Origin of the sequence: Reinekea sp. (assembly GCF_046710285.1) — a bacterium.
GTDB lineage: Bacteria > Pseudomonadota > Gammaproteobacteria > Pseudomonadales > Natronospirillaceae > Reinekea.
This window is the reverse complement of the sequence record NZ_JBKEGY010000012.1, coordinates 40,489-62,585: the sequence shown is the minus strand read 5'-3', so window position 1 is coordinate 62,585 and position 22,097 is coordinate 40,489. Positions and strand designations below refer to the sequence as shown.

18 protein-coding genes and 1 pseudogene are annotated in these 22,097 nt (G+C 43.9%); 9 read left to right on the top strand and 10 right to left on the bottom strand.

What is annotated here, in order from left to right; all coding sequences use genetic code 11:
* The first annotated feature begins 36 nt into the window (after positions 1-36).
* From ACI882_RS10095 to ACI882_RS10075, 5 genes are all read left to right on the top strand, one after another.
* Positions 37-1,038 (top strand): LacI family DNA-binding transcriptional regulator, encoded by a 1,002-nt coding sequence (locus ACI882_RS10095; RefSeq protein WP_411743888.1) that lies wholly within the window; start codon positions 37-39, stop codon positions 1,036-1,038.
* 126 nt (positions 1,039-1,164) lie between these two features.
* Entirely contained in the window at positions 1,165-1,941 is a 777-nt protein-coding gene (gene murI, locus ACI882_RS10090) for a glutamate racemase (RefSeq protein WP_411743887.1), read from the top strand.
* Positions 1,942-2,049: 108 nt separating this feature from the next.
* Positions 2,050-3,876: an ABC transporter transmembrane domain-containing protein gene (locus ACI882_RS10085; RefSeq protein ID WP_411746655.1), complete on the top strand. Its 1,827-nt coding sequence runs from the start codon at positions 2,050-2,052 to the stop codon at positions 3,874-3,876.
* Positions 3,877-3,980: 104 nt separating this feature from the next.
* A complete protein-coding gene (gene dapB / locus ACI882_RS10080; protein WP_411743885.1) occupies positions 3,981-4,709 on the top strand; it encodes a 4-hydroxy-tetrahydrodipicolinate reductase in 729 nt (242 codons plus the stop codon).
* 262 nt (positions 4,710-4,971) lie between these two features.
* Complete coding sequence (locus ACI882_RS10075) at positions 4,972-6,696, top strand: SulP family inorganic anion transporter (RefSeq protein WP_411743884.1); 1,725 nt, start codon at positions 4,972-4,974, stop codon at positions 6,694-6,696.
* 24 nt (positions 6,697-6,720) lie between these two features.
* On the opposite strand, the gene ACI882_RS10070 is transcribed toward ACI882_RS10075, so the two are convergent.
* From ACI882_RS10070 to ACI882_RS10035, 8 genes are all read right to left on the bottom strand, one after another.
* Positions 6,721-7,218 carry a glycine cleavage system protein R gene (locus tag ACI882_RS10070; protein WP_411743883.1) on the bottom strand — a complete coding sequence of 166 codons (498 nt, stop codon included), beginning with the start codon at positions 7,216-7,218 and terminating at the stop codon, positions 6,721-6,723.
* Position 7,219: 1 nt separating this feature from the next.
* Entirely contained in the window at positions 7,220-10,102 is a 2,883-nt protein-coding gene (gene gcvP / locus ACI882_RS10065) for an aminomethyl-transferring glycine dehydrogenase (protein WP_411746656.1), read from the bottom strand.
* A gap of 115 nt (positions 10,103-10,217) precedes the next feature.
* A complete protein-coding gene (gene gcvH, locus ACI882_RS10060) occupies positions 10,218-10,610 on the bottom strand; it encodes a glycine cleavage system protein GcvH (protein ID WP_411745276.1) in 393 nt (130 codons plus the stop codon).
* Positions 10,611-10,640: 30 nt separating this feature from the next.
* The gene (gene gcvT / locus ACI882_RS10055; protein WP_411745275.1) at positions 10,641-11,732 is read right to left on the bottom strand and encodes a glycine cleavage system aminomethyltransferase GcvT; all 1,092 of its coding nucleotides are present in this window, start codon (positions 11,730-11,732) and stop codon (positions 10,641-10,643) included.
* 122 nt (positions 11,733-11,854) lie between these two features.
* The gene (locus ACI882_RS10050) at positions 11,855-12,070 is read right to left on the bottom strand and encodes a hypothetical protein (RefSeq protein ID WP_411745274.1); all 216 of its coding nucleotides are present in this window, start codon (positions 12,068-12,070) and stop codon (positions 11,855-11,857) included.
* A gap of 93 nt (positions 12,071-12,163) precedes the next feature.
* Positions 12,164-13,813 (bottom strand): ATP-binding protein, encoded by a 1,650-nt coding sequence (locus tag ACI882_RS10045; protein WP_411745273.1) that lies wholly within the window; start codon positions 13,811-13,813, stop codon positions 12,164-12,166.
* A gap of 4 nt (positions 13,814-13,817) precedes the next feature.
* Positions 13,818-14,714, bottom strand: coding sequence for a ketopantoate reductase family protein (locus tag ACI882_RS10040; protein WP_411745272.1), 897 nt, complete (start codon positions 14,712-14,714; stop codon positions 13,818-13,820).
* Between the two features lie 59 nt (positions 14,715-14,773).
* Positions 14,774-15,748: a response regulator gene (locus ACI882_RS10035; RefSeq protein ID WP_411745271.1), complete on the bottom strand. Its 975-nt coding sequence runs from the start codon at positions 15,746-15,748 to the stop codon at positions 14,774-14,776.
* A 312-nt stretch (positions 15,749-16,060) separates the two neighbouring features.
* Here ACI882_RS10035 and groES point away from each other — a divergent pair, with 312 nt between their 5' ends.
* From groES to ACI882_RS10015, 4 genes and pseudogenes are all read left to right on the top strand, one after another.
* On the top strand, positions 16,061-16,348 hold the full coding sequence (gene groES, locus ACI882_RS10030) for a co-chaperone GroES (protein WP_411745270.1): 288 nt from the start codon (positions 16,061-16,063) through the stop codon (positions 16,346-16,348).
* Positions 16,349-16,389: 41 nt separating this feature from the next.
* On the top strand, positions 16,390-18,030 hold the full coding sequence (groL, locus tag ACI882_RS10025) for a chaperonin GroEL (protein ID WP_411745269.1): 1,641 nt from the start codon (positions 16,390-16,392) through the stop codon (positions 18,028-18,030).
* A gap of 175 nt (positions 18,031-18,205) precedes the next feature.
* A pseudogene (locus ACI882_RS10020) lies at positions 18,206-18,970 on the top strand (PAS domain-containing protein); the annotation flags it as partial.
* A gap of 18 nt (positions 18,971-18,988) precedes the next feature.
* On the top strand, positions 18,989-19,510 hold the full coding sequence (locus ACI882_RS10015) for a methyl-accepting chemotaxis protein (RefSeq protein ID WP_411748473.1): 522 nt from the start codon (positions 18,989-18,991) through the stop codon (positions 19,508-19,510).
* Between the two features lie 33 nt (positions 19,511-19,543).
* On the opposite strand, the gene ACI882_RS10010 is transcribed toward ACI882_RS10015, so the two are convergent.
* Both ACI882_RS10010 and ACI882_RS10005 read right to left on the bottom strand, forming a co-directional pair.
* The gene (locus tag ACI882_RS10010; protein ID WP_411745361.1) at positions 19,544-20,716 is read right to left on the bottom strand and encodes a CaiB/BaiF CoA transferase family protein; all 1,173 of its coding nucleotides are present in this window, start codon (positions 20,714-20,716) and stop codon (positions 19,544-19,546) included.
* 47 nt (positions 20,717-20,763) lie between these two features.
* Positions 20,764-21,909, bottom strand: a complete 1,146-nt coding sequence (locus ACI882_RS10005; RefSeq protein WP_411745362.1) for an acyl-CoA dehydrogenase family protein — start codon at positions 21,907-21,909, stop codon at positions 20,764-20,766.
* Between the last annotated feature and the right edge of the window lie 188 nt (positions 21,910-22,097).

The window sequence follows — 22,097 nt, the reverse complement described above, 5'->3', positions numbered from 1 at the left end:
CTGAAACCTGTTTCAAAACTGATAAATGGAGAATAAATGGCGAATATTAAGGATGTAGCTCGAGCGGCAGGTGTTTCGGTGTCCACCGTTTCAAGAGTTATCAATGATTCAGCCTCTGTTGTACCAGAAAAGAAACAAGCCGTTCTGAAAGCCATGGCTGAGATGAAGTACCAGCCAAATACCTTGGCAAGGGCATTGGTCAATAACCGAACAGATTGCATTGGTCTATTAGTGGGTGAAATTGAGTCCCCATTTTTTGGTCAATTAATGGCCGGAGTACACCGAATTGTCATGGATGCGGGTAAGCACGTAATTGTTACCGCGGGCTATCATAAGCCTGATCTAGAGCGCAGCTCGATACGCTTTTTACAGGAGCGGCGCTGTGATGGACTAATAATTCACTCCAAAGCACTCCCGGATGAAGAGATCATAGAGCTGTTAGAGCAAGATACCCCCGTCATGGTGATTAATCGACTGATTCCTGGTTGGGAAGACCATTGTGTATATTTAGACAATGAATATGGAGCCTACCTAGCTACGCGCCACCTTATTAATAAAGGCCATAAAAAAATTGCCTATATTGGCACGAACATAGAAATCGAAGATGGTAATCATCGCGTAAAAGGCTACAGCAAAGCTTTTACAGAGGCGGGTCTAAATATAGATAACCGAGCCATTGTTAAAGCTTTTCCAGATGAAGAAGGTGGCCATGCCGCCATGGCTGAAGTGTTGCAGCGGGACCTTGGTGTAACGGCTGTATTTGCCTATAACGATGCCATGGCAGCCGGTGCCATGTTGATGATGCAAGACGCAGCAATTGCGTTACCAGAACAAATTTCAATCGTCGGGTTTGATGATGTGATTCTGGCGCGTATCTTAAAACCGCATTTAACGACCATTCGCTACCCAATTAATGAAATGGGTGCGTTGGCGGCACAATTAGTTCTTCATCGGTTAAACGAAAAGTATCAAAAGGTAGATCAGCCGCTGCGGTTTACACCGCGATTAGTTGAGCGCCAGTCTGTCCGCTCTATGTAGATGCTATGAATAGTAGTGAGCCACGGGTTTGCCTAGGCTTAGTATTTCGTGGGTTTTATTTGTTATTTTCACCTTACTAAGACATGTTACAATTCGCCCTCAATTTTTTAGTTTGAAAAGGTCTTTATGATTGGAGTGTTTGATTCAGGAGTTGGCGGGTTAACCGTGCTTTCAAGCGTTGCTCAGTTGATGCCAAATACTTCTTTAATATACGTGGCCGATCGCGCTCATGCGCCTTACGGCGACTTGACCGAAGCTAAACTTCTTCAGCGCAGCCGGCTTATTACACAATGGCTCATCGCACAAGGTTGCAGCTTAATTGTCATTGCCTGTAATACTGCTACCGCTTTGGCAATAGATACACTAAGAGAAGAATTTGACTTGCCAATTGTTGGCGTTGAACCCGGTGTAAAACCGGCTGCTATTTCAAGTCAAAGCCACTGCATTGGTATTATGGCCACTGAAAATACCGTCGCTTCGTCGCGTTATAAAAGGCTATTAGAGCGTTTTATGCCGAGCGTTAAAATAATTAGCCAAGGTTGTATGGGGTTGGCCGATGCAATTGAGCAAGACTCCAATAAAATTGCTGCATTGCTTGAGCGTTATAGTCAGCCGCTCATTAGCGCAGGTGCCGATCAACTGGTATTAGGTTGTACTCATTACCCGCTTGTAAAAGACCAACTGAGCGCGCTCGTTGGCAGAAAAATTCAAATTGTTGATACCAGTGATGCGGTTGCACTTGAAGTAAAGCGCCGTTATTTGAACGTACCAAACACAGAAGAACAAAACGCGTCCATTGCGTTGTTTTCAACCGGCAGTGATTTGTCGATAAATCGGACGGTGAGGGCGTATGCTTCTTTATCTTGGTTAATCGAAACACCTGTGCAGTTTTGTGATATTTAGAAAATGTGAGCCGCCATTAGTCACAAAATCTCAATAGGTACTTGGTATTAACGTTATTACCCTAATAGTTACCTTTTACAGCTGAAAGCGTCAAAGGAATCAATCAAGATGACCCAGTCTCAAGGCGATGTTGCAAAAACGCAGCAATCCACCGAATCAGAACAAAAGACCAACTCGAACCCAGAGAAGAAAAAAGTCACATTAAGCTTTTTAGCCGCTTTATGGCCGTATTTATCTCGTTATAAAAAAGTGATGGCAGGGGCCGCCACCGCACTGATCATTACTGCCATGATCAGTTTGTTACTCGGCCAAGGTGTGCGCTTAGTCATCGATGAAGGTATTGGTGCTGAGTCTATGACATCACTTAATGCCATGTTGGGTGTCGTTATGGCTATGGTTATTGTGATGGCTGTGGGCACTTTTATTCGTTTCTATTTGGTTACTTGGTTGGGTGAAAGAATATCCGCCGATATCCGCAATGACGTTTTTAAACATTTAGTTCGGTTGCACCCCAGCTTTTTTGAAGAAAACCAATCGGGTGAAATCATGTCGCGATTGACCACCGACACCACTCTATTGCAATCTATTATTGGCTCTAGTTTGTCGTTTGCCTTGCGTAATGCGCTGACGGTTTCCGGTGGCCTAATTATGCTGTTTGTAACCAACATGAAGCTGACTTCTGTTGTATTATTAGGGGTACCAGCGGTGTTGGTGCCAGCCTTGTGGATGGGGCGAAGAGTCCGTAATTTAAGCCGAGAAAGCCAAGACACGGTTGCCGATGTCGGCACTTACGCCGGTGAGATTATTCGCCAAGTAAAAACAGTGCAGTCTTACTCACGTGAAAACTTCGAAATAGATGCCTTCGGTAAAGAAGTTGATAAAGCTTTTAACGTTGCAAAAAAACGCATCCTTACACGTTCTGCATTATTGGCTATTGTTATCTTTTTGTCATTCTCTGCCATCGCTTCAATGGTATGGGTAGGGGGTTATGATGTCATGAACGGCAACATGACAGCGGGTGAACTCGCGGCGTTTGTATTTTACGCCTTAATGGTTGCCTTTGGTGTTGCTGGCGTTTCTGAAGTTTACGGTGAAATACAGCGTGCTGCAGGCGCTACGGAACGGTTAATGGAGTTGCTGTCTGAGCAAACGCTTATATCAGACCCAGAAAACCCATTTGAAGTAAACACGAGCAGCAAGCCTCATTTAGCACTTAATCAAGTTACCTTTGCATACCCAAGTCGTTTGGACCGTCCCGCGCTTGATAAGGTGACTCTAGATGTTCAACGTGGTGAAACGATCGCTCTAGTGGGCCCTAGTGGTGCGGGTAAATCTACCTTGTTCGAACTGTTGTTACGTTTTTATGATCCGCAACAAGGCAACATCAATTTATTAAACACCAATATTAAAGACATTAGATTAAACGATCTACGTACCAATATGGCGCTGGTACCACAGCAGCCGGTATTGTTCAGTCGTGATGTTTGGTACAACATTCGCTATGGCAAACCCGACGCAACCGATGAAGAAGTCATAGCAGCAGCGAAAGCGGCATTTGCATACGATTTTATTATGGATTTACCCGATGGTTTTTCCAGTCATCTAGGCGAAAACGGTGTACGCCTCAGTGGTGGGCAAAAGCAGCGCTTGGTTATTGCTCGAGCCATCTTGAATGATCCAGAAATTTTACTGTTAGACGAAGCCACCAGTGCCTTAGATGCTGAAAGTGAATTCCAAGTACAAAAAGCACTCGATGTATTGATGGAAAATCGTACCACATTGATTATCGCGCATAGGCTGGCAACCGTATTGGGTGCCGATAGAACCGTAGTCTTAGATAAAGGTGCCGTGGTTGCGCAAGGCACCCATGAATCGCTGATAGCATCTTCTGTGCTTTACAAACGGTTAGCAGACTTACAGTTTGGTGAAACATAAAACAGTCTTTCGTATATGTCACTTTACTCAAATCGCTTGCTTGAATAAGCTAGCGATATTAAATTTTACTGTGCTCAAATGAGCTACCTAGACAGGGGATGAGTGTGATAAAGGTTTTAGTGAACGGCGCAAATGGTCGCATGGGTTCAGAGGTTGTTACGGCCATTGGCAATGATCAACAGTTAGAGCTTGTTGGCGCTATTGATAGAGATTCAGACTTAGCCAGTGCTATTAAAGACACGGGTGCTCAAGTGGTTGTTGATTTCACCATTGCTTCTGCCGGCTTTGAGAATACTAAAATCATTATTGCCGCTGGGGCTTGCCCGGTTATTGGAACCAGTGGTTTTCAAGAAGCCCAAGTTAATGAACTCAAAGCCTTAGCACAGGCTAAAAAACTGGGTGGTTTAATTGCTCCAAACTTTTCAGTAGGCGCCGTATTAATGATGAAGTTTTCGGCTGAAGCGGCTAAGTATATGCCTGATGTTGAAGTGATCGAAGCTCACAGTACACAAAAAGAAGACAGCCCATCCGGCACCGCACTACGTACTGCTGAAATGATTGCTCAAGCTCGAACCAGTAACCCTGAACCTACGAGTGATAAAGAAATAGTGCCGGGCGCTCGTGGCGCAAGTTTGCATGAGGTTCCTTTGCATTCTATCCGGTTGCCAGGCGTGGTAGCGCAGCAAACTGTGATGTTTGGTGGTTTATCTGAAACTTTAAAAATAGAGCATAATTCTCAACACAGAAGCTCATTTATGCCTGGTGTATGCTTGGCTTGTAAAAGGGTAGTTGATGAGCAAGAGCTGCATTATGGGCTCGAATATCTGCTGTAGGGAGTGGGCGTTAATGCTTGCCCAGTAAGAGTAAAACCAAAGGCCGCAAAACTTGCGGCCTTTTTTGTGTATTCAAAAAGGTTAAATCACAACTGAAAGCCAAGTAAAAATACTTATTTATACTTTAGTAATGTCTAATATATGGTATGATTCTGCCAAATTTTCGCAAAGTAGGGTGCAACAGGCTATGTTTTATTAATAGGCTGCTAAATCGCTAATTGTGAAAGTGACATAATTTTAGTTTGAATAGAGAGGAAAGTGAGTGAGGGCGTTAGATAAAATCCAAGGCAGTGACCTGATGCAAGGCGCAATAAAGCTTGTCACTACCGGTCGCTACGGTAAAAAATTACTCATTAGCGACGTCAATGCAGCTGTCATTGTGACCTTGATGTTGATTCCACAAAGCTTAGCTTATGCTTTAGTTGCTGGCTTACCGCCTGAAGCTGGGTTATATGCCTCCATTTTGCCGCTCATCGCCTATGCTATGTTTGGCACCAGTGCAGCACTTGCTGTAGGGCCTGTGGCTATTATCAGTTTGTTAACTGCCAATACGCTTATGCCATTGGCCACCGCGGGCAGTGAAGAGTACATGCAAATGGCCTTATTATTGGCTGCGATGGTTGGGGCAATGTACTTTATTATGGGTGTGTTTAGGCTTGGTTTTATTACCCAGCTTTTAAGCTACCCAGTCATGAAAGGTTTTATCACTTCTTCCTCACTGTTAATTATTATTGGTCAAATTAAACCCTTGACTGGAATTAGTATGTCGCGTGGAAATCTTGTTGAGCGTCTACATACGCTTGATATCTCTACTTTTCATAGTGTCTCCAGTTTAATGGGCATAACGGCAATGATCATTTTATTTTGGTCGCGCTCTAAGTCGGGGATCGCATTCACCAATAAAGTGTTTGGACAGTTTGGTACCTTATCTCGTCGGCTGTTACCGATGGTGTTAATTTTAGTTGCAGCGTTGCTATCGGGTTTATTAGATTTGAGCGCCATGGGTTTGGAAACGGTTGGTGCATTACCTAAAGGCTTGCCAAGTTTGCAAATGCCTATCTTTGATCTTGCCTTGATGAGTCAGCTATTATTGCCTGCGTTTATTATTACTTTAATTGGCATGACAGAGTCGATAGCGGTCGCACAAACATTGGGCGCTGTTAAACGACAGCGAATTAGTCCAAATCGTGAGTTGCTTGGCTTGGGTGCAGCGAACATCGCCGCGGGTTTTAGCGGTGGCTTCCCCGTAACAGGTGGTATGGCGCGTTCGGTTGTAAATGCAGATGCCGGTGCTGAAACGCCAATAGCCGGAGCATTAACAGCGATATTTTTGAGTCTAGGTATTCTATTTTTAACACCTTGGTTGGCCTATATTCCAATTCCAGTTTTAGCCGCCACTATTATCGTAGCCGTGAGTCAGTTGTTAGAATTTCCTTCAATGGCGAAGTTGGTTCGAATGAATCGTATTGATGGTGGTATTAGTTGGTTAACCGCTTTATTGGTACTCGTTTGGGAAGTTGAGGCGGGTTTACTGGTGGGTGTGGTTGCTTCCGTAATTGCACTACTAATTAGCCATCGTAAGCCTTATATTGCTGAACTTGGCTTGATACCAAATACAGAGCGGTTTAAAAATGTGAACCATGCTGAAACTCAAACTTTAGCAAACACTTTGTTTTTGCGAATTGATGAAAGCCTAACCTACTTGAATGCGGGCGTTATTGAACAAGCCTTCTTACAGCGTGTTGCTGAAAATGAACAGCTTGAAAACCTTGTGATTGTTGCTTCTGGTATTCATAACTTAGATGCCAGCGGCGCGAATATGTTGAAACGTTTTAGCCAAGAGATGGATTCGGCAAGTATCAATTTGTATTTAACCGACGTGAAAGTGCCTTTAGCGAAAAAGTTAGCAGCTTATGGGGTATTTAATGAACGTCCTGAGTTGCTTAATCAGCCAACGATTGAGCTTTATAAAAAACTGCAATCGTAATGGCTGACTAATGTTTGCGGTTGGTTACTTAGTGTCGACCATGAGATCGGGTGATAAGTTTTCAAGGGATTGAATAACTTCATCGATCGATTGGTCTTCGGTCAATTCAAACTCAACGAGTGCTTTAAAAATAACTCCGCCGCTCATCGAGGCCGGTTCTATTTCAGTCTGCAAATCAGTGACGTTGGCATGTTGGCTAGCCAACGCATTAGTGACCTCACGGACAATACCCGAACGATCGTTTCCAACCACTTCAATGGTGTGAAGGGTAGTTTTACCATCGCTCGATTCACCCAATTCAATGGCGACCGATAAGCCTTCATCACGCAAGCCTGTTAAGCCTTTTTGAATGGCTTTGAAGTTGGCCTCTGGAACTTCTATACGAACTATCCCGGCAAACTTACCCGCCATGGTTGCCATTCGGCTTTCTAGCCAGTTGCCTTGGTGCGCTTCAATTTCACGCGCAAGGCGTTCAGCAATTCCAGGTCGATCATTGGCCATTACGGTAATTATAAATTCCATCTTAATTCTCCGAATAGGATTCAGTGGGAGGACATGCGCAGAATAAGTTACGGTCACCCCAAACATCGTCAATACGGTTTACATATGGCCAGAACTTATTCTCCGCTACCCAGGCTAAGGGAAACGCCGCTTCCTGAATTGTGTATGGACGATCCCAGCCTGCGATTAAATCACTCTGGCTGTGTGGTGCACGTACTAATGGGTTGTTATCAGCAGGCCAGCGGCCTTCTTTAATTTGCTGAATTTCCGCATGAATTGAAATCATCGCCTCAGCAAAACGATCAAGCTCTGGTTTAGACTCTGACTCTGTAGGTTCAATCATAAAGGTGCCCGGTACAGGGAAACTCATGGTTGGGGCATGGAAGCCGTAATCCATTAACCGCTTTGCAATATCGACTTCGGTAATACCGGTGTCGGCTTTGAGTGGGCGTAGGTCAATAATGCACTCGTGTGCAACGCGGCCATTTGGCGCGGTATAGAGTATTGGATAATGGGTTTTTAAACGTTCTACTAGGTAGTTTGCGTTTAAAATTGCCAACTGAGTTGAATTTTTCAGGCCATTTGCACCCAATAGACGAATGTACATCCAAGAGATGGTTAAAATGGAGGCACTGCCATAAGGTGCAGCTGAAACAGCACCCATCAGTGGATTGCCGTTTTTAACAGGATTAACGACATGGTTTGGCAAGTAGGCCTCAAGATGTTCACGAACCCCAATAGGACCCATACCCGGGCCACCACCACCATGTGGAATGGCAAAGGTTTTGTGTAGGTTCATGTGTGAGACATCGGCTCCGATGTCGGCAGGGCGAGTTAGGCCAACTTGCGCATTGAGGTTCGCACCGTCCATGTAAACTTGGCCGCCATTGTCATGCACCAACTGGCAAATCTCTTTAATGCCTGCTTCATAAACACCATGAGTAGAAGGGTAGGTAATCATCAAGCAACACAGGTTATCGCCAGCTTGCTCCACTTTTTTAGCTAAGTCTGCTTGGTCGACGTTACCTTGCGGGTCGGTTTTCGTCACGATGACTTGTAAGCCCATCATTTGCGCAGATGCGGGGTTAGTACCGTGTGCAGATTGCGGAATAATACAGATATCGCGGTGGCCTTCACCTTGCGACTCTTGATACTTACGTATAGCCAGCAAACCAGCATATTCACCTTGAGCACCTGAGTTAGGTTGCATGCTAACGGCATCAAAACCGGTGATGGCTTTGAGCATGTTTTGCAATTCTTCAACTAAAGTACGGTAACCACGGGTTTGGTTGTAGGGTGCGAAAGGGTGTATTTTGCCAAACTCAGGCCAGGTGACGGGTATCATTTGTGCCGTCGCGTTAAGCTTCATCGTACAAGAGCCAAGCGCAATCATGCTTTGATTTAACGCTAAATCACGATTTTCTAGCTTTTTCAAATAGCGCAACATGTCTGTTTCACTATGATGACTGTTAAACACCGGGTGTGTTAAAAAGTCAGTTTGTCTTTCTAATGCTTCAGGTAAGAAAGAAGTGTCTTGTTGTTCTAAATCTAGGTCTATTTTTGTTGCATTTAGATCATGCTCACCTAAGAAAATATCGAATAACTCTTCAATATCTTCGCGTGAAGTTGTTTCATCAATAGAGATGCCAAGGTAACCGTTCTTGTCTTCCCGTAGATTTATTTTTGCCGCCGCAGCCCGTTCTACAATAATTTCGTGGTTGTGTAACGGGTCGATCGTTAAGGTATCAAAGAAGTGTGAATTCAATACACGAATACCTTTGGCCACCAAACCTTCAGATAAGATACCGGTTAAACGATGCACTCGCTTAGCAATGCGAGTTAAGCCTTCAGGACCATGATAAACCGCATAGAAGCCCGCCATGTTGGCCAAAAGAACCTGTGCAGTACAGATGTTCGATGTCGCTTTTTCACGGCGAATATGTTGTTCACGCGTTTGCAGTGCCATGCGATACGCGGGCTTATTATTGGCATCTTTAGAGACACCAATAATTCGACCAGGGATGGTGCGTTTATGTGTTTCTAAGGTAGCGAAGAAAGCAGCGTGTGGACCGCCATATCCCATCGGTACGCCAAAGCGTTGACTGTTACCAATGACGATATCGGCACCCATTTCACCAGGTGTCTTTAGCAAACACAAGGCTAATAAATCGGTGGCGACAATGCTCATGGCATTTTTTTCTTTTAATGCCTGAATAATAGGCTCTGGATCTATAATGGAGCCATTTACGCCAGGGTATTGTATCAGTGCAGCAAATACGTCTTCTTCCGCGGCTTTGGCAATTGGGCCAACAATAATGTCATAGCCATAATACTCAGCTCGTGTACGTAAAACGTCGAGCGTTTGGGGTAATACGTTTTCATCGACATAAAAAGCATTTGATTTGTTTTGGCGAACGGTTCGCTTGGCCATAGCCATGCCTTCTGCGGCGGCGGTCGCTTCATCTAGCAACGAGGCATTGGCGAGTTCCATGCCGGTCAGGTCGATCACCATTTGCTGGTAATTAATTAACGCTTCCAGTCGGCCTTGAGCAATTTCTGGTTGATAAGGTGTATAGGCCGTATACCAACCGGGGTTTTCTAATACATTGCGTAAAATAACATTTGGAACCAGTGTGTCGTAGTAACCCATGCCAATGTAGTTTTTAAAGACTTTGTTTTGCCCGGCAATAGCCTTTAGGTAATTCAACGCTTCGTGTTCAGGTGTCGCATCTTCGAGCTGTAGAGCTTGATTAAACTGAATATCGCGCGGGACGATTTCATCGGTTAAGGCATCTATAGACCCAGCGTTGACAAGTTTAAGCATGTCCTGTTGTTGTTGGTTATCAGGACCAACGTGGCGGCGAATGAAGGCATTGCGATATTCTAGATCAGTCAAAGAAGTCATGGGTTATCTCAATTGGTCTAATTTGGCGAGGAACCGTTATTCCTGCGTGGTTCTGTACTTGTCGAGCTAGTTTGAGTGGCGACACAGAGAGGTGTGTCACCACAAACAGCTTAAACTAGTCGTTATCGGCACACTGATCAGCGTAAGAATCAGCATCCATTAATTCTGATAACTCTTCTGGATCAGTGATTTTGATCTTGAAAAACCAGCCATTTTCATAGGCATCTTCGTTGACTTGCTCAGGCGCATCTTCAAGGCTGCTGTTAACCGCGACTATAGTGCCGGTAACAGGGGTATAAATATCTGATGCGGCCTTAACCGATTCAACCACGGCAATCGGGTCGCCAGCAACGACTTCCGCACCTTCTTCGGGTAATTCAATAAAAACGACATCGCCTAGTTTTTCTTGGGCGAAATCAGAGATGCCCAAAGTAAACACGTCATCTCCGTCTTCACGTAACCACTCATGGGATGCTGCATATTTTAAATCTGCTGGGATGTTGCTCATGTATTATTCCTTCTTTGAGAATTTCTAATATTAATCAAACTGTTTTTCGCCATTACGGACAAACGGAAGTGCCACAATACGCACAGCGACCATTTTACCGCGCATTTCAACAAAACAGGAACCCTTTAAATCTTTAGGGATACGTGCAATGGCAATAGACTGAGATAAAGTAGGTGAAAAAGTACCACTGGTGATCTCACCAACGGCTGGGCCATCTTCGGTTGCATGAATGGCTTGGTGTGAACGCATAACGCCACGACCTTCAAGCACAATACCGGTTAACTTACCGTATTGACCTTCGGCTTTAACTTTTTCAAGAGCCGCTCGGCCATTAAATGTCCGATCTGCAGGCTCCCAAGCGAGAGTCCAGCCCATCGCTGATTCTAAAGGATGCTTGCTGTCATCCATATCGTTGCCATATAAGTTCATGCCGGCTTCTAGCCGCAACGTATCGCGAGCACCCAGACCGGTAGGAACAATACCTGCCGCAAGCAGGTCCTGCCAAAACTTATTGACCTCGACATGGGGGAGCATAATTTCTAAGCCATCTTCACCAGTGTAACCAGTGCGAGCAAAAAACCACTCTTGATGAGGCAAGCCTTGGAAAGGGGTTAAGCTTTGTACAATCGTCGCTGCATCGCTAGGCAAAACGCTCAGCGTTTTTTCAATAGCTTTAGGCCCCTGTACCGCAACCATGGACAAATCATCGCGCTCGGTAAGAGTTGCGTCAAATGATTGAATTTCTTGGTTCATCCAAGCAAGGTCTTTGTCTCGAGTAGAGCAGTTTACAACCGTGCGGAAACCTTTTTTCATACGATAAACAATAAGGTCGTCAATGACGCCGCCATCATTATTTAGCATACCGGTATAGAGGGCCTTGCCTTCCGATTTAAGCTTAGCGACATCGTTGGCCAGTAGTTTCTGTAAATAAGCCTCAGCTTGATTGCCCTCCACATCAACGATAGTCATGTGTGATACGTCAAAAATGCCGGCGTCTTCACGTACAGCTTGATGTTCTTTTATTTGAGAGCCGTAGTTGATGGGCATATCCCAACCACCAAAATCGACCATTTTAGCACCTGCATCGAGGTGTGCTTGATATAAAGAAGTACGCATTGCCATTCGTTAGCCTTTTTAAGGATAATTTTTTCTTCGAAGGCTACCGTAAATGAACAACTTTGTCATTCGTCTTGAAGGTTCCTGCCCAATTGGACAGGTGTTTAGAAGTCATTACACCCGTGAGCTTAAGCAGCCCTATTACGGCTTTCTGCAGCGGGGTCGATGAAGATGCGTTCAGCTTTCATCATGCGAATAAGCAGTAACGAGGAATGTATCGCAGAATCTTGTGCTGTTTGGGTTAACTCACGCAAAGTTTGATTCTGATGATTGAGCTCACTAAAGGCAAATTCGATAAGCTCTTCAGTAGAGAGTAGGTTTTTCCCAAGAATAATAGTGGCCATGTTTTTCTCGCGTGAATATGGTGAATACAATGGTGTTATCGGCCACTCTCGTAAAGGGTTTAATAGTATTCCTGTGAACTGGCTCTCAATTAGTCAAAGTATCTGTTCTTCGCTTAAAATAGGCAGTCTTATTTCAAATAGGCTACCTTGTCCGAATTCTGACTCAACCCGTAATTGACCGGAATGATGCGTGCCAATAATGAAATAGCAAACAGATAAGCCAAGCCCAGTGCCAATACCAACTTCTTTGGTGGTGAAAAATGGCTCAAATACTTTTTTACGAGTATTGGGCGTCATGCCAATGCCGTTGTCACTGATCGAAATTAGGCAATAGTTATCTTCGATGCTTTGGTGGATATTTATAATACCTTCATCGATATCGTTTAAGGTTTGTTTACGCTCCGAGATAGCATGAGACGCATTTTTAATAAGGTTCAAAATTACTTGTTCAAGCTCAGTAAATACACCGGAAACCTTTACTTGCGGCGCTTGAAAATCTTGATCAATGTTCATTTCAAAATTGCCTTTGATGCTGTAAAGCTTGTCATCAGTCACCGCAATATTGATCGCATTTTCAAGCACATCAATAATCATGCAAGGCTGCAAAGTGACTTCATTAGAACGACTAAATTGCAACATATTCGTAACTAGTTTCGATGCCCGAATACCAGATTCAGAAATGTTTTTTAAAAAGGTAGTAACTTTACGCTTGGTTAAATAGTCATACATTTGATTCAGGTCGACCTGGCTAAGCTCTGCTTGTTTTTTATTCGCAGCAAGCTTTGGGTCAATGCGTCGCGCAATGTTTTGAGCACTTTGAACAATTGCTGATAGAGGGTTGTTAATTTCATGTGCCATGCCTGAGGCCATCCCCCCTAAAGACATGACTTTGTCACTGTGGATCATGGTTTCTTCCATGCGGAACTTCTCGGTCACGTCATCTATACGAATAACGGCATCGTTGCTGTTGACCTGCTGTAGCGGGTACACGACGATGTCGAGCAAGTACGTCTTGTGGTCTTTGATAAACTCAACATTACGCAAGGTTTTGGTTCGTTTTGTAATAATAGATTCTTGTAACCAGTCTAGATGGCTGTTCATATAAGGAAATGCCTTGACGAGATGCTCACCTTTGGCATCACTGCTTGAAGTTGATGTTAAGTGGGTTGCTTCGGCGTTCCACTGAGTCACAATTAAAGATTGATCAATGGCGATAATAGCTGACGGCATCGAGTTAATGATACTGTTCAAAAACTGTTGGAATTCAGTTAGCTTAGTTTCGATTCGCTTTCTAACTTGCACCTCTAATTCTAGCTTTCTGTTACTTGAGCGCATTTCAGCTGCGTAGGCATTTGCGTTTTGATGGGCGAGGGCAGCGCGGTCTCGTTCAGAAATAATAATTTCTTTACGTGATTGAATTCCATCGATAAGCCCATTAAGTGCATTGACTAAATCACCCAGTTCATCATTTTGTGATCGTTTGGCTCGTATCGGGGAGCTTGTGGTAAGGGTTAACTCTTTGGTCACTTCAATAAGGTGACGAATTGGCTTTAGAACTAGCCAACGAAAATAATAATGTAGGCCGAAAATAACCGCGAGAACCATTAGCCATTGAATGGCAACTTGGGCCGAAGGTGATAACCAACTGCCAGTATGTATCAGAGCGGTGATGGTAGAGACCAATATTATCACAATGAAATAACTGATCATGAGCTTGTGACTTAATGACTTAATCGGGCGCATAGATTTAATCCAAAAAAGAGTTCTGAAGTGACAAAATGGTTAGATACCAGTGTTGTAAATGAGGGGTATCTATTTGATGTTGTTCGGCAAGGGTTAACAAAAAACCTAAGATAAATTCGATCTCAGTCTTGCGCTTGAAATAAATATCTTGTTGCATTGATGAATAATTGTCCGACGTAAGGCTTATAACATCATAAATCGTTTCTGTTAGTGGGCTGGGCAAGGCAATGTTTTCCGCCCAAGCAATTAATTCAATTTCGTGACAGAGGAAGCTTATGGCTTCTTTGTATTCTGAGCCAATAAGGGCACCATTTTTGACTTGGTAATAGGCCGTCAATGGATTAACCACCGCATTCATCGCTAGCTTTTTCCATAAGGAGCTTAATATTCGATCATCTGCCTGGAACCCCATGTTACCCGGCCATTTGGCAATAGTACTTACCCAATTATGTTGAATAGGGTTGGTTGCAAGGGGGTAACCTAGAGGCGTTACTCCAAAGGCTTTTTGATGAAATATCCTATCTGCTTGTTTAAACACGGCGTTGGTAGTCATTGCAAAAATAACTCTGCCTGGGAAATGCTCTGCCAGAAGTTGCTGTGGCCCCATGCCATTGTGCAACAATACGACGCTCGCTTGTGAGTGTTGAGTTAATAATTTCGTTGCTAATGCTAAGCTGTACTCGGCTTTTGAACACAGCCATATTAGATCAATGGGTTGATGGTTGTTTTCTAATGGACACCACCGAAGGTCAATGAGTGTATCAGTGTAGGCTTGGTTTGGTAAAACTAAGTTCGGTTTATGGCGGTATACCCAGACTTGAGAATATTGTTGAATATGAGCGCAAACTAAGCTGCCAATGGCGCCAGGACCGACAATAAGACTCTGTACTATTTGATTCATGGCAGATGCACTAACTAGGAAGTTAATGCATCGTAACCAATTTTTTCAAAAGACTGTAGTTAGGCGTAGGATATTTGATCGTCCTCCCAGAAAAATACCGAATAACCAGCAGTTAAACCATTAAGCCGAGTTAGTGCTTCCGATAAAAAGCTGGTGGCGTCTGCAGGGGTTGCCGTTACAGAGTCAACGATGTCGTATTGTAAGGTGCCTGACAGATGGCAAAAGTTACCCGCGGTCGGATAGGCTTTTACAAAAACGCTGTCCTGAACTCGTCGAATTAAGGTCTGGGTAATGAAGGTAGGTTCATGGCCGTATAAAACAATTGCAAAAGTGTCTTCACTAATGCGAGCAATATCATCAAGTGGTCTTGCTGTATCTTGAAGGCGCTTACCCACTAGTTTCAGCAAGCCATTCAGCTCAGAGCGATCTTTAGTTTTACGCAGCTGTTCAAAGCCATCAATACGGCACAGCAACAAACCAATATGGCCAGAGCGGCCCTTATGTTGTTTTAAATAGCGCGATAGCTGATGTTCTAAGTATTTTAAATTGCCCACACCTGTTGTTGGGTCGGTGCGATTTAAAATAGATAGCTTTTTATACTGGTCTTTTATTTTTTGCTCACGTTTAAGCAGTGTGTTTTGAACTTGTGAAATACGCTGTGCTGCGTAAACACGAGGTAGAAGTTGGCTTTTTAGCGTCGTTTTGCCGATAAAATCATCAACGCCACTGGCAAAAGCTTCTTTGAGGTCGTTAGTTTCTTCTTTAGCAGTGAGTAGCATTATGTAGGTGAATTCGTTTTTCCGGCGGTTAAGCTCACGAACCAGTTGAGTTAGCGCTAGACCATCCATACCCGGCATCAACCAATCAGCCAATAGTATATCGGCGTTTCGAGATTTCAGCATTGAAATGGCATCTATTGCGTTATCGGCGATGCGAATATCGGTAAAACCGACAGAATCGAGATATTTCTTAACAACTGCGCTGCTAAATTTGGTGTCATCGACAATCATGATCGATGCATGAAGTGCTTGCATATCCTTTGCCCGCTATAAGAGTTAAATCGTAAATTGAGTATAAATTGATCCACTGAATGGAACAATCGCTTCAAGAATTTAAACTGGTAAATATGACTATTTGAGATATAGCTTACATTAATTGATCAAAAAACAAACAGTCAAGCTGTTGTTTGCAGTTTTTAGGATGGATTTTAAAAAAAATAAGAGAATTACTGTTGAAAAGTCTATGGACACCCCCATTTATCGTGTGCATAAGAGGTAACCACAGGTTTTCTGGGTATTACCATTAACAACAACACTCCCAACATTAATATTTAGGAGATCTATAAGATGAATATTCGTCCTTTGCATGATCGCGTCGTTGTACGTCGCAAGGAAGAAGAGCAACAAACCGCGGGCGGTATCCTTTTACCAGGTTCTGCTAAAGAAAAACCTTCTCAAGGTGAAGTTTTAGCTGTCGGTAATGGTCGAGTTTTAGACAATGGCGAAGTTCGCGCGTTAGACGTTAAAGTCGGTGATACAGTGGTTTTCGGCCAATATTCTGGCAACGCTGTAAAGGTTGATGGCGAAGAGCTATTAATCATGAGCGAAAGCGACATTTTTGGTGTGATCGTCTAAGTCACTCATTCATCAATCTGATTTTTTAAAGGTAAGTAATCATGGCTGCAAAAGAAGTTTTATTTGGCCTTTCGGCTCGAGACAAAATGCAAAAAGGCGTTAACCTATTGGCTGACGCAGTTAAAGTAACATTAGGCCCTAAAGGTCGTAATGTTGTATTAGATAAGTCCTACGGTGCACCGGTTGTCACTAAAGACGGCGTATCTGTTGCTAAAGAGATTGAACTAGAAGACAAGTTCGAAAACATGGGCGCTCAGATGGTTAAAGAAGTTGCCTCTAGAGCGAACGATGAAGCCGGTGACGGAACCACAACAGCAACGGTATTAGCACAAGCATTCGTTAACGAAGGCTTAAAGTCTGTTGCTGCTGGCATGAACCCAATGGATCTTAAGCGCGGTATCGATAAAGCCTCTGCGGCTGTTGTTGAGCAATTAGCTCTGCTTGCAATTCCATGCACCGATGCGAAGTCTATCGCACAGGTCGGTACAATTTCTGCAAACTCAGACGCTACAATTGGTCAGCTTATTGCTGATGCAATGGAGCGTGTAGGTAAAGAAGGCGTTATCACTGTTGAAGAAGGCACTGGTTTTGCTGACGAGTTAGAAGTTGTTGAAGGTATGCAGTTTGACCGTGGTTACTTGTCACCTTATTTCGTGACTAACCAAGACAACATGACCGCTGAGCAAGAAAACCCGTACATCTTATTAGTCGACAAGAAGATCACCAACATCCGTGACCTTATTCCTATTTTGGAAGCTGTTGCTAAATCGGGTCGTCCATTGTTCATCATTGCTGAAGACATCGAAGGCGAAGCATTAGCAACTTTGGTTGTTAACAATATGCGCGGAACCGTTAAAGTAGCCGGTGCTAAAGCGCCTGGTTTTGGCGATCGTCGTAAAGCAATGTTACAAGACCTTGCTATTTTAACGGGCGGTACGGTTATTTCTGAAGAAATTGGCCTAAGCCTAGAAACAGCAACATTAGAACACCTTGGTTCAGCTAAGCGTGTTACTTCTACTAAAGAAGTTACCGTTGTTGTTGATGGTGCTGGTGAAGAAGCAGATATTAGCGGACGCGTTGAGCAGATCCGTGCTGAGATTGAGCAATCTACTTCAGACTACGACAAAGAAAAGCTTCAAGAACGTGTGGCTAAACTAGCTGGCGGCGTTGCCGTAATCAAGGTTGGTGCTGGTTCTGAAGTTGAAATGAAAGAAAAGAAAGCACGCGTAGACGACGCACTTCACGCAACGCGCGCAGCGGTTGAAGAAGGCGTAGTTGCTGGTGGTGGTGTTGCTTTGGTTCGCGCTTTAAGCAACATTGGTAGCCTAGTTGGCGACAACGAAGACCAAAACGTTGGTATCGCACTTGCACTACGTGCAATGGAAGCGCCGCTTCGTCAAATCGTTCGTAACGCAGGTGAAGAAAGTTCTGTTGTATTAAACGAAGTGAAGAAAGGTTCTGGTAACTTCGGTTACAACGCAGCTACTGGCGAGTACTTAGACATGATCGAAGCGGGCATCATTGACCCAGCGAAAGTGACTCGTACTGCACTTCAAGCCGCATCTTCTGTTGCTGGCTTAATGATCACCACAGAAGCGATGATTGCTGACCAACCATCTGAAGGTGGCGCACCAGCAATGCCTGATATGGGCGGCATGGGTGGTATGGGCGGCATGATGTAAAGCTCGCTCTAACCGTCTAACTTAGACGCAAGAAAGCTCGTAAGCCTAGTGTTTACGGGCTTTTTTTATGTCTTCGATTTAGTGACGTTCATTTGGTGTATTCAGCTGGACAATATTTTAAAAAATCAACTATAGTGAGGTTTTGGGGTATCTATTGAGGTTAGGGCAGCTGATTATGATATTTAGTAAGCGAAAGTATTTAGCAAAGATAAGCCAGTTAGAAAAAGAGCTAACAATGTACCAAGAAATGGAAGGCGATCTAAGAAAGGAGTTGATTTGTTTTTCCTTAGATTTAGATGGGAAAATCACGGACGTAAATACACGGTTTGTTGAAGTCAGTGGTTACCATGAAACAGAGATTCAGGTTAAGAATATTCGAGATTTAATACACCCTAAATCTGTTAAGAGTGATCATAACCAAGCCATGCTTAACGCATTGAGTAACATGGTTCATTGGCATGGGCGCATGCACCTTAAATCTAAAGGTGATGCTGAAATTTGGTTGCGTGCAGTGGTTCAGCCGAGAAGTTGTGGCTTAATGTTTTCTGTATTCGCTACAGAGGTCACTCATATCATTTCACAATCTAGATCGAATCAAGATATGTTAACCGCACTAACTCGATCCTCAGCGGTGATTGAGTTTAATCTTGACGGAGTGATATTGACTGCAAATGAAAACTTTCTTAATTGTATGCACTACACAAAAGATCAAATACTGGGTAAGCACCACCGTATCTTTTGTGAGCCAAGTTATGTTGAAACGCAAGCATACCAAGATTTCTGGGCTCGCCTTAGAACAGGTAAGTTTGTCTCTGATCGGTTTAAACGTATTGATAGTCATGGTGACATTGTTTGGCTTGAGGCTACTTACAACCCAATTCACGATGACAATGGTGAGCTTTATAAGGTCGTCAAGTTCGCGACTGTAATCACTGAGCAAATTAACAACGAACTCGCTATGTCTGAAACCTCAAATATTGCTTATGAGGTGTCGCAAGAAACGGTTAAAAACACCCTAAAAGCAATCAGTGTTATCGATACGACAATTGAAGCAATGGGGTATTTATCAACTCGAATGGATGGTGCTAGTCAGGGTATATTTGAGCTAGATACTCAATCACAAAAAGTTGCTGAGCTGGTAGAAAGTATCGGTGGTATTGCAGATCAAACTAATTTGCTGGCACTGAACGCTGCTATAGAAGCCGCAAGAGCGGGTGAGCAAGGGCGAGGGTTTGCCGTCGTTGCAGATGAGGTAAGACAGTTGGCCTCTAGGACGAGTACTGCGACGGAAGAGATTATTAGTGTTGTATCAGAAAACAAACAGCTAACTAAAGCAGCGGTATCATTGATTGAGGAGAGTAAAAAGGAAGCGGATAAGGCGTTACAGCTTTCTAATGATGCGGGTCATGTGATGAAAGACATACAAGAAGGTGCAAAACAGGTTGTTGATGCTATCGCAGAGTTTAATAAGAATTTATAGTCAACATTTAGCCCCATAAATGATAAACGGCTCCTATTTAACGCATTTACTCTCATACAAAGCGTTAATGGTGCCTTTATCATAGCCAAATTGTATAAGAACTTCGGTGGTGTGGTCGCCAAGGTTAGCACCTGCTTGATGTTTTTCTCTACGAAAGGGCAGCGCAGAGTTGATTTGCTTTAGCGGATTGCCGTTTTTATCGGTAACACTGGTGATCATGCCTCGTTCTATAAAATGCTCATGATTTGCCGCTTCATTGACGGTTAAAACGGGTTCAACGCAAACATCTAGTTCAGTAAATACGGCATGCCAATGCGCTAAAGATTGCATTATTATTTTTTCGGCAATGGCTTGTTTAAGCACTTGCTGAGCTTGAGGGCGAGGATCGGCGATGGAATTCATAAACTCCATTAATCCTAACTGCTTAAGTAAGCCGGCGGCAAAGATAGGCTCTAGACTGCCTATGGATAGGTGCCTACCATCGGAAGTTTCGTAATAGTCGTAGAACGATCCACCGTTCAGCATTTCTGTTCCGTAAGAAGGGTCTTGCTCACTGATTAAGGCACCTGCGCCAAACATCGTATTGAGGGCGAGTGAGGCATCGCTCATACTGATATCTAAGTGTTGACCTTGCCCAGTTGCGCTGCGTTGGATCACGGCGGCCAAAATTGCCATCACCGCATGGTGCGAGCCGCCAGCAATGTCACCGATCTGAGTACCCGAAAGCACTGGACCGGTTTCTTTTTGCCCCGAATAACTCGCCAAACCAGAAACGGCCAGATAGTTAATATCATGCCCTGCGCGATCTTTATAGGGACCAGTCTGGCCGTAACCGGTAATGGAGCAGTAGATGAGTTTGCTCTGTGCTTTTTGTAACTGCGAGTAATCTAACCCGAGGCGAGTCATGACGCCGGGGCGAAATTGCTCAATCACAATGTCATATTCGCGTACTAGTTTCTCAATAATAGATTTAGCATCTGCATGTTTGAGGTCAATTGCTATCGACTTTTTATTACGGTTAATAGATGCATGTGCGGCAGAAGCTTTGCCCGCTCTAGGTGCAATCGTCTTTAATAAGTCAGGACGCGAAGGCGACTCAACGCGTAATACGTCGGCGCCCATGTCTGCTAATAATTGCGTAGCATAAGGGCCAGGTAGTAACGTCGAAAAATCTAATATTTTTAAACCAGTCAGAGGCAAACTCATAACAACTCCAATGGGGAGAATAAACAGTTCAACACATTCGGACCCAGTTAAACCATTGAACGGCCAATAATTAACTTCATAATCTCATTGGTGCCGGCGTATATTTTTTGTACCCGGGCATCAGCAAATGCACGCGCGACAGGGTATTCCCACATATAGCCATAACCACCATGCAGTTGTAGGCATTGGTCGATAACATCACATTGAATCTCGGTCGTCACTAACTTCAATTTTGCCGCGGTGATTTCATCGAGTTGCTTATCAATGTGTAACTCTAAGCATTTGTCGACAAAGGCGCGCGCCATAGTGACTGTTGCGGACATTTCAGCGAGTTTAAATTGGGTATTTTGAAAAGAAGAAATACTCTTACCAAACGCCTTGCGCTCTTTCACATAGTTAACGGTCTGTTCAAGAATCGATTCGGCACTGCTGAGCGCAGAAAGGCTGACCGACAAGCGTTCTTGAGGAAGTTCTTTCATAAGGTAGATAAAGCCCATGCCTTCTGTACCGAGCAAGTTGCTTTTGGGTACTTTGACATCTTGGAAGAATAGTTCAGACGTATCTTGGGCTTTCATACCAATCTTCTCTAGATTTTGACCTTTCACAAAGCCTTCGCTGTCTGATTCAACCAATAACAAGCTGATGCCTTTAGCGCCTGCTTCAGGGTTGGTTCTTGCGACTACGATAACGAGATCGGCCATTTGGCCGTTGGTGATGAATGTCTTTGATCCATTGAGAATATAATGTTCACCCGATTCATCGAGAATGGCGTTGGTCTTAATGCCTTGCAAGTCAGACCCTGTACCTGGCTCCGTCATGGCAATGGCGGTAATAATGTCGCCGTTCACACAGCCAGGTAAATAGTTTTGCTTTTGCGCTTCAGTGCCGTAATTATAAATGTAGGGCACGGCAATATCTGAGTGCAAAGCAAAGCCAATACCCGATAAACCAAGACGTGCAACTTCCTCATCGACAATCGCATTGCAACGAAAATCAACACCAACACCACCGTATTCCTCAGGGATAGTTGGGCTTAGGTAGCCATTTTCTCCGGCTTTTTTCCAAAGCTCGCGTGAGACTTGTCCGTCTTTTTCCCATTGGGCGTGAAAAGGTTCGGCTTCTTGCGTTAGAAATTTTCGAAAACTATCACGAAACATTTCATGCTCAGATTCAAATACAGTACGTTTTATCATGTGTTTGGTCTCTTATATTTTTTATCACTGCAGTCCCATAAATACCATAGTGATTACGCTGGGTTCAGCGGTCCATTGCTTGAAATTTCGGTCGCCGTAAACCCTTCCATGGGGGCTTGATTGAAACATCCATGTTTCAAACACCCGAATTCCAAGCAATGGACCGCCTCTCTACTATGGGACAGCAG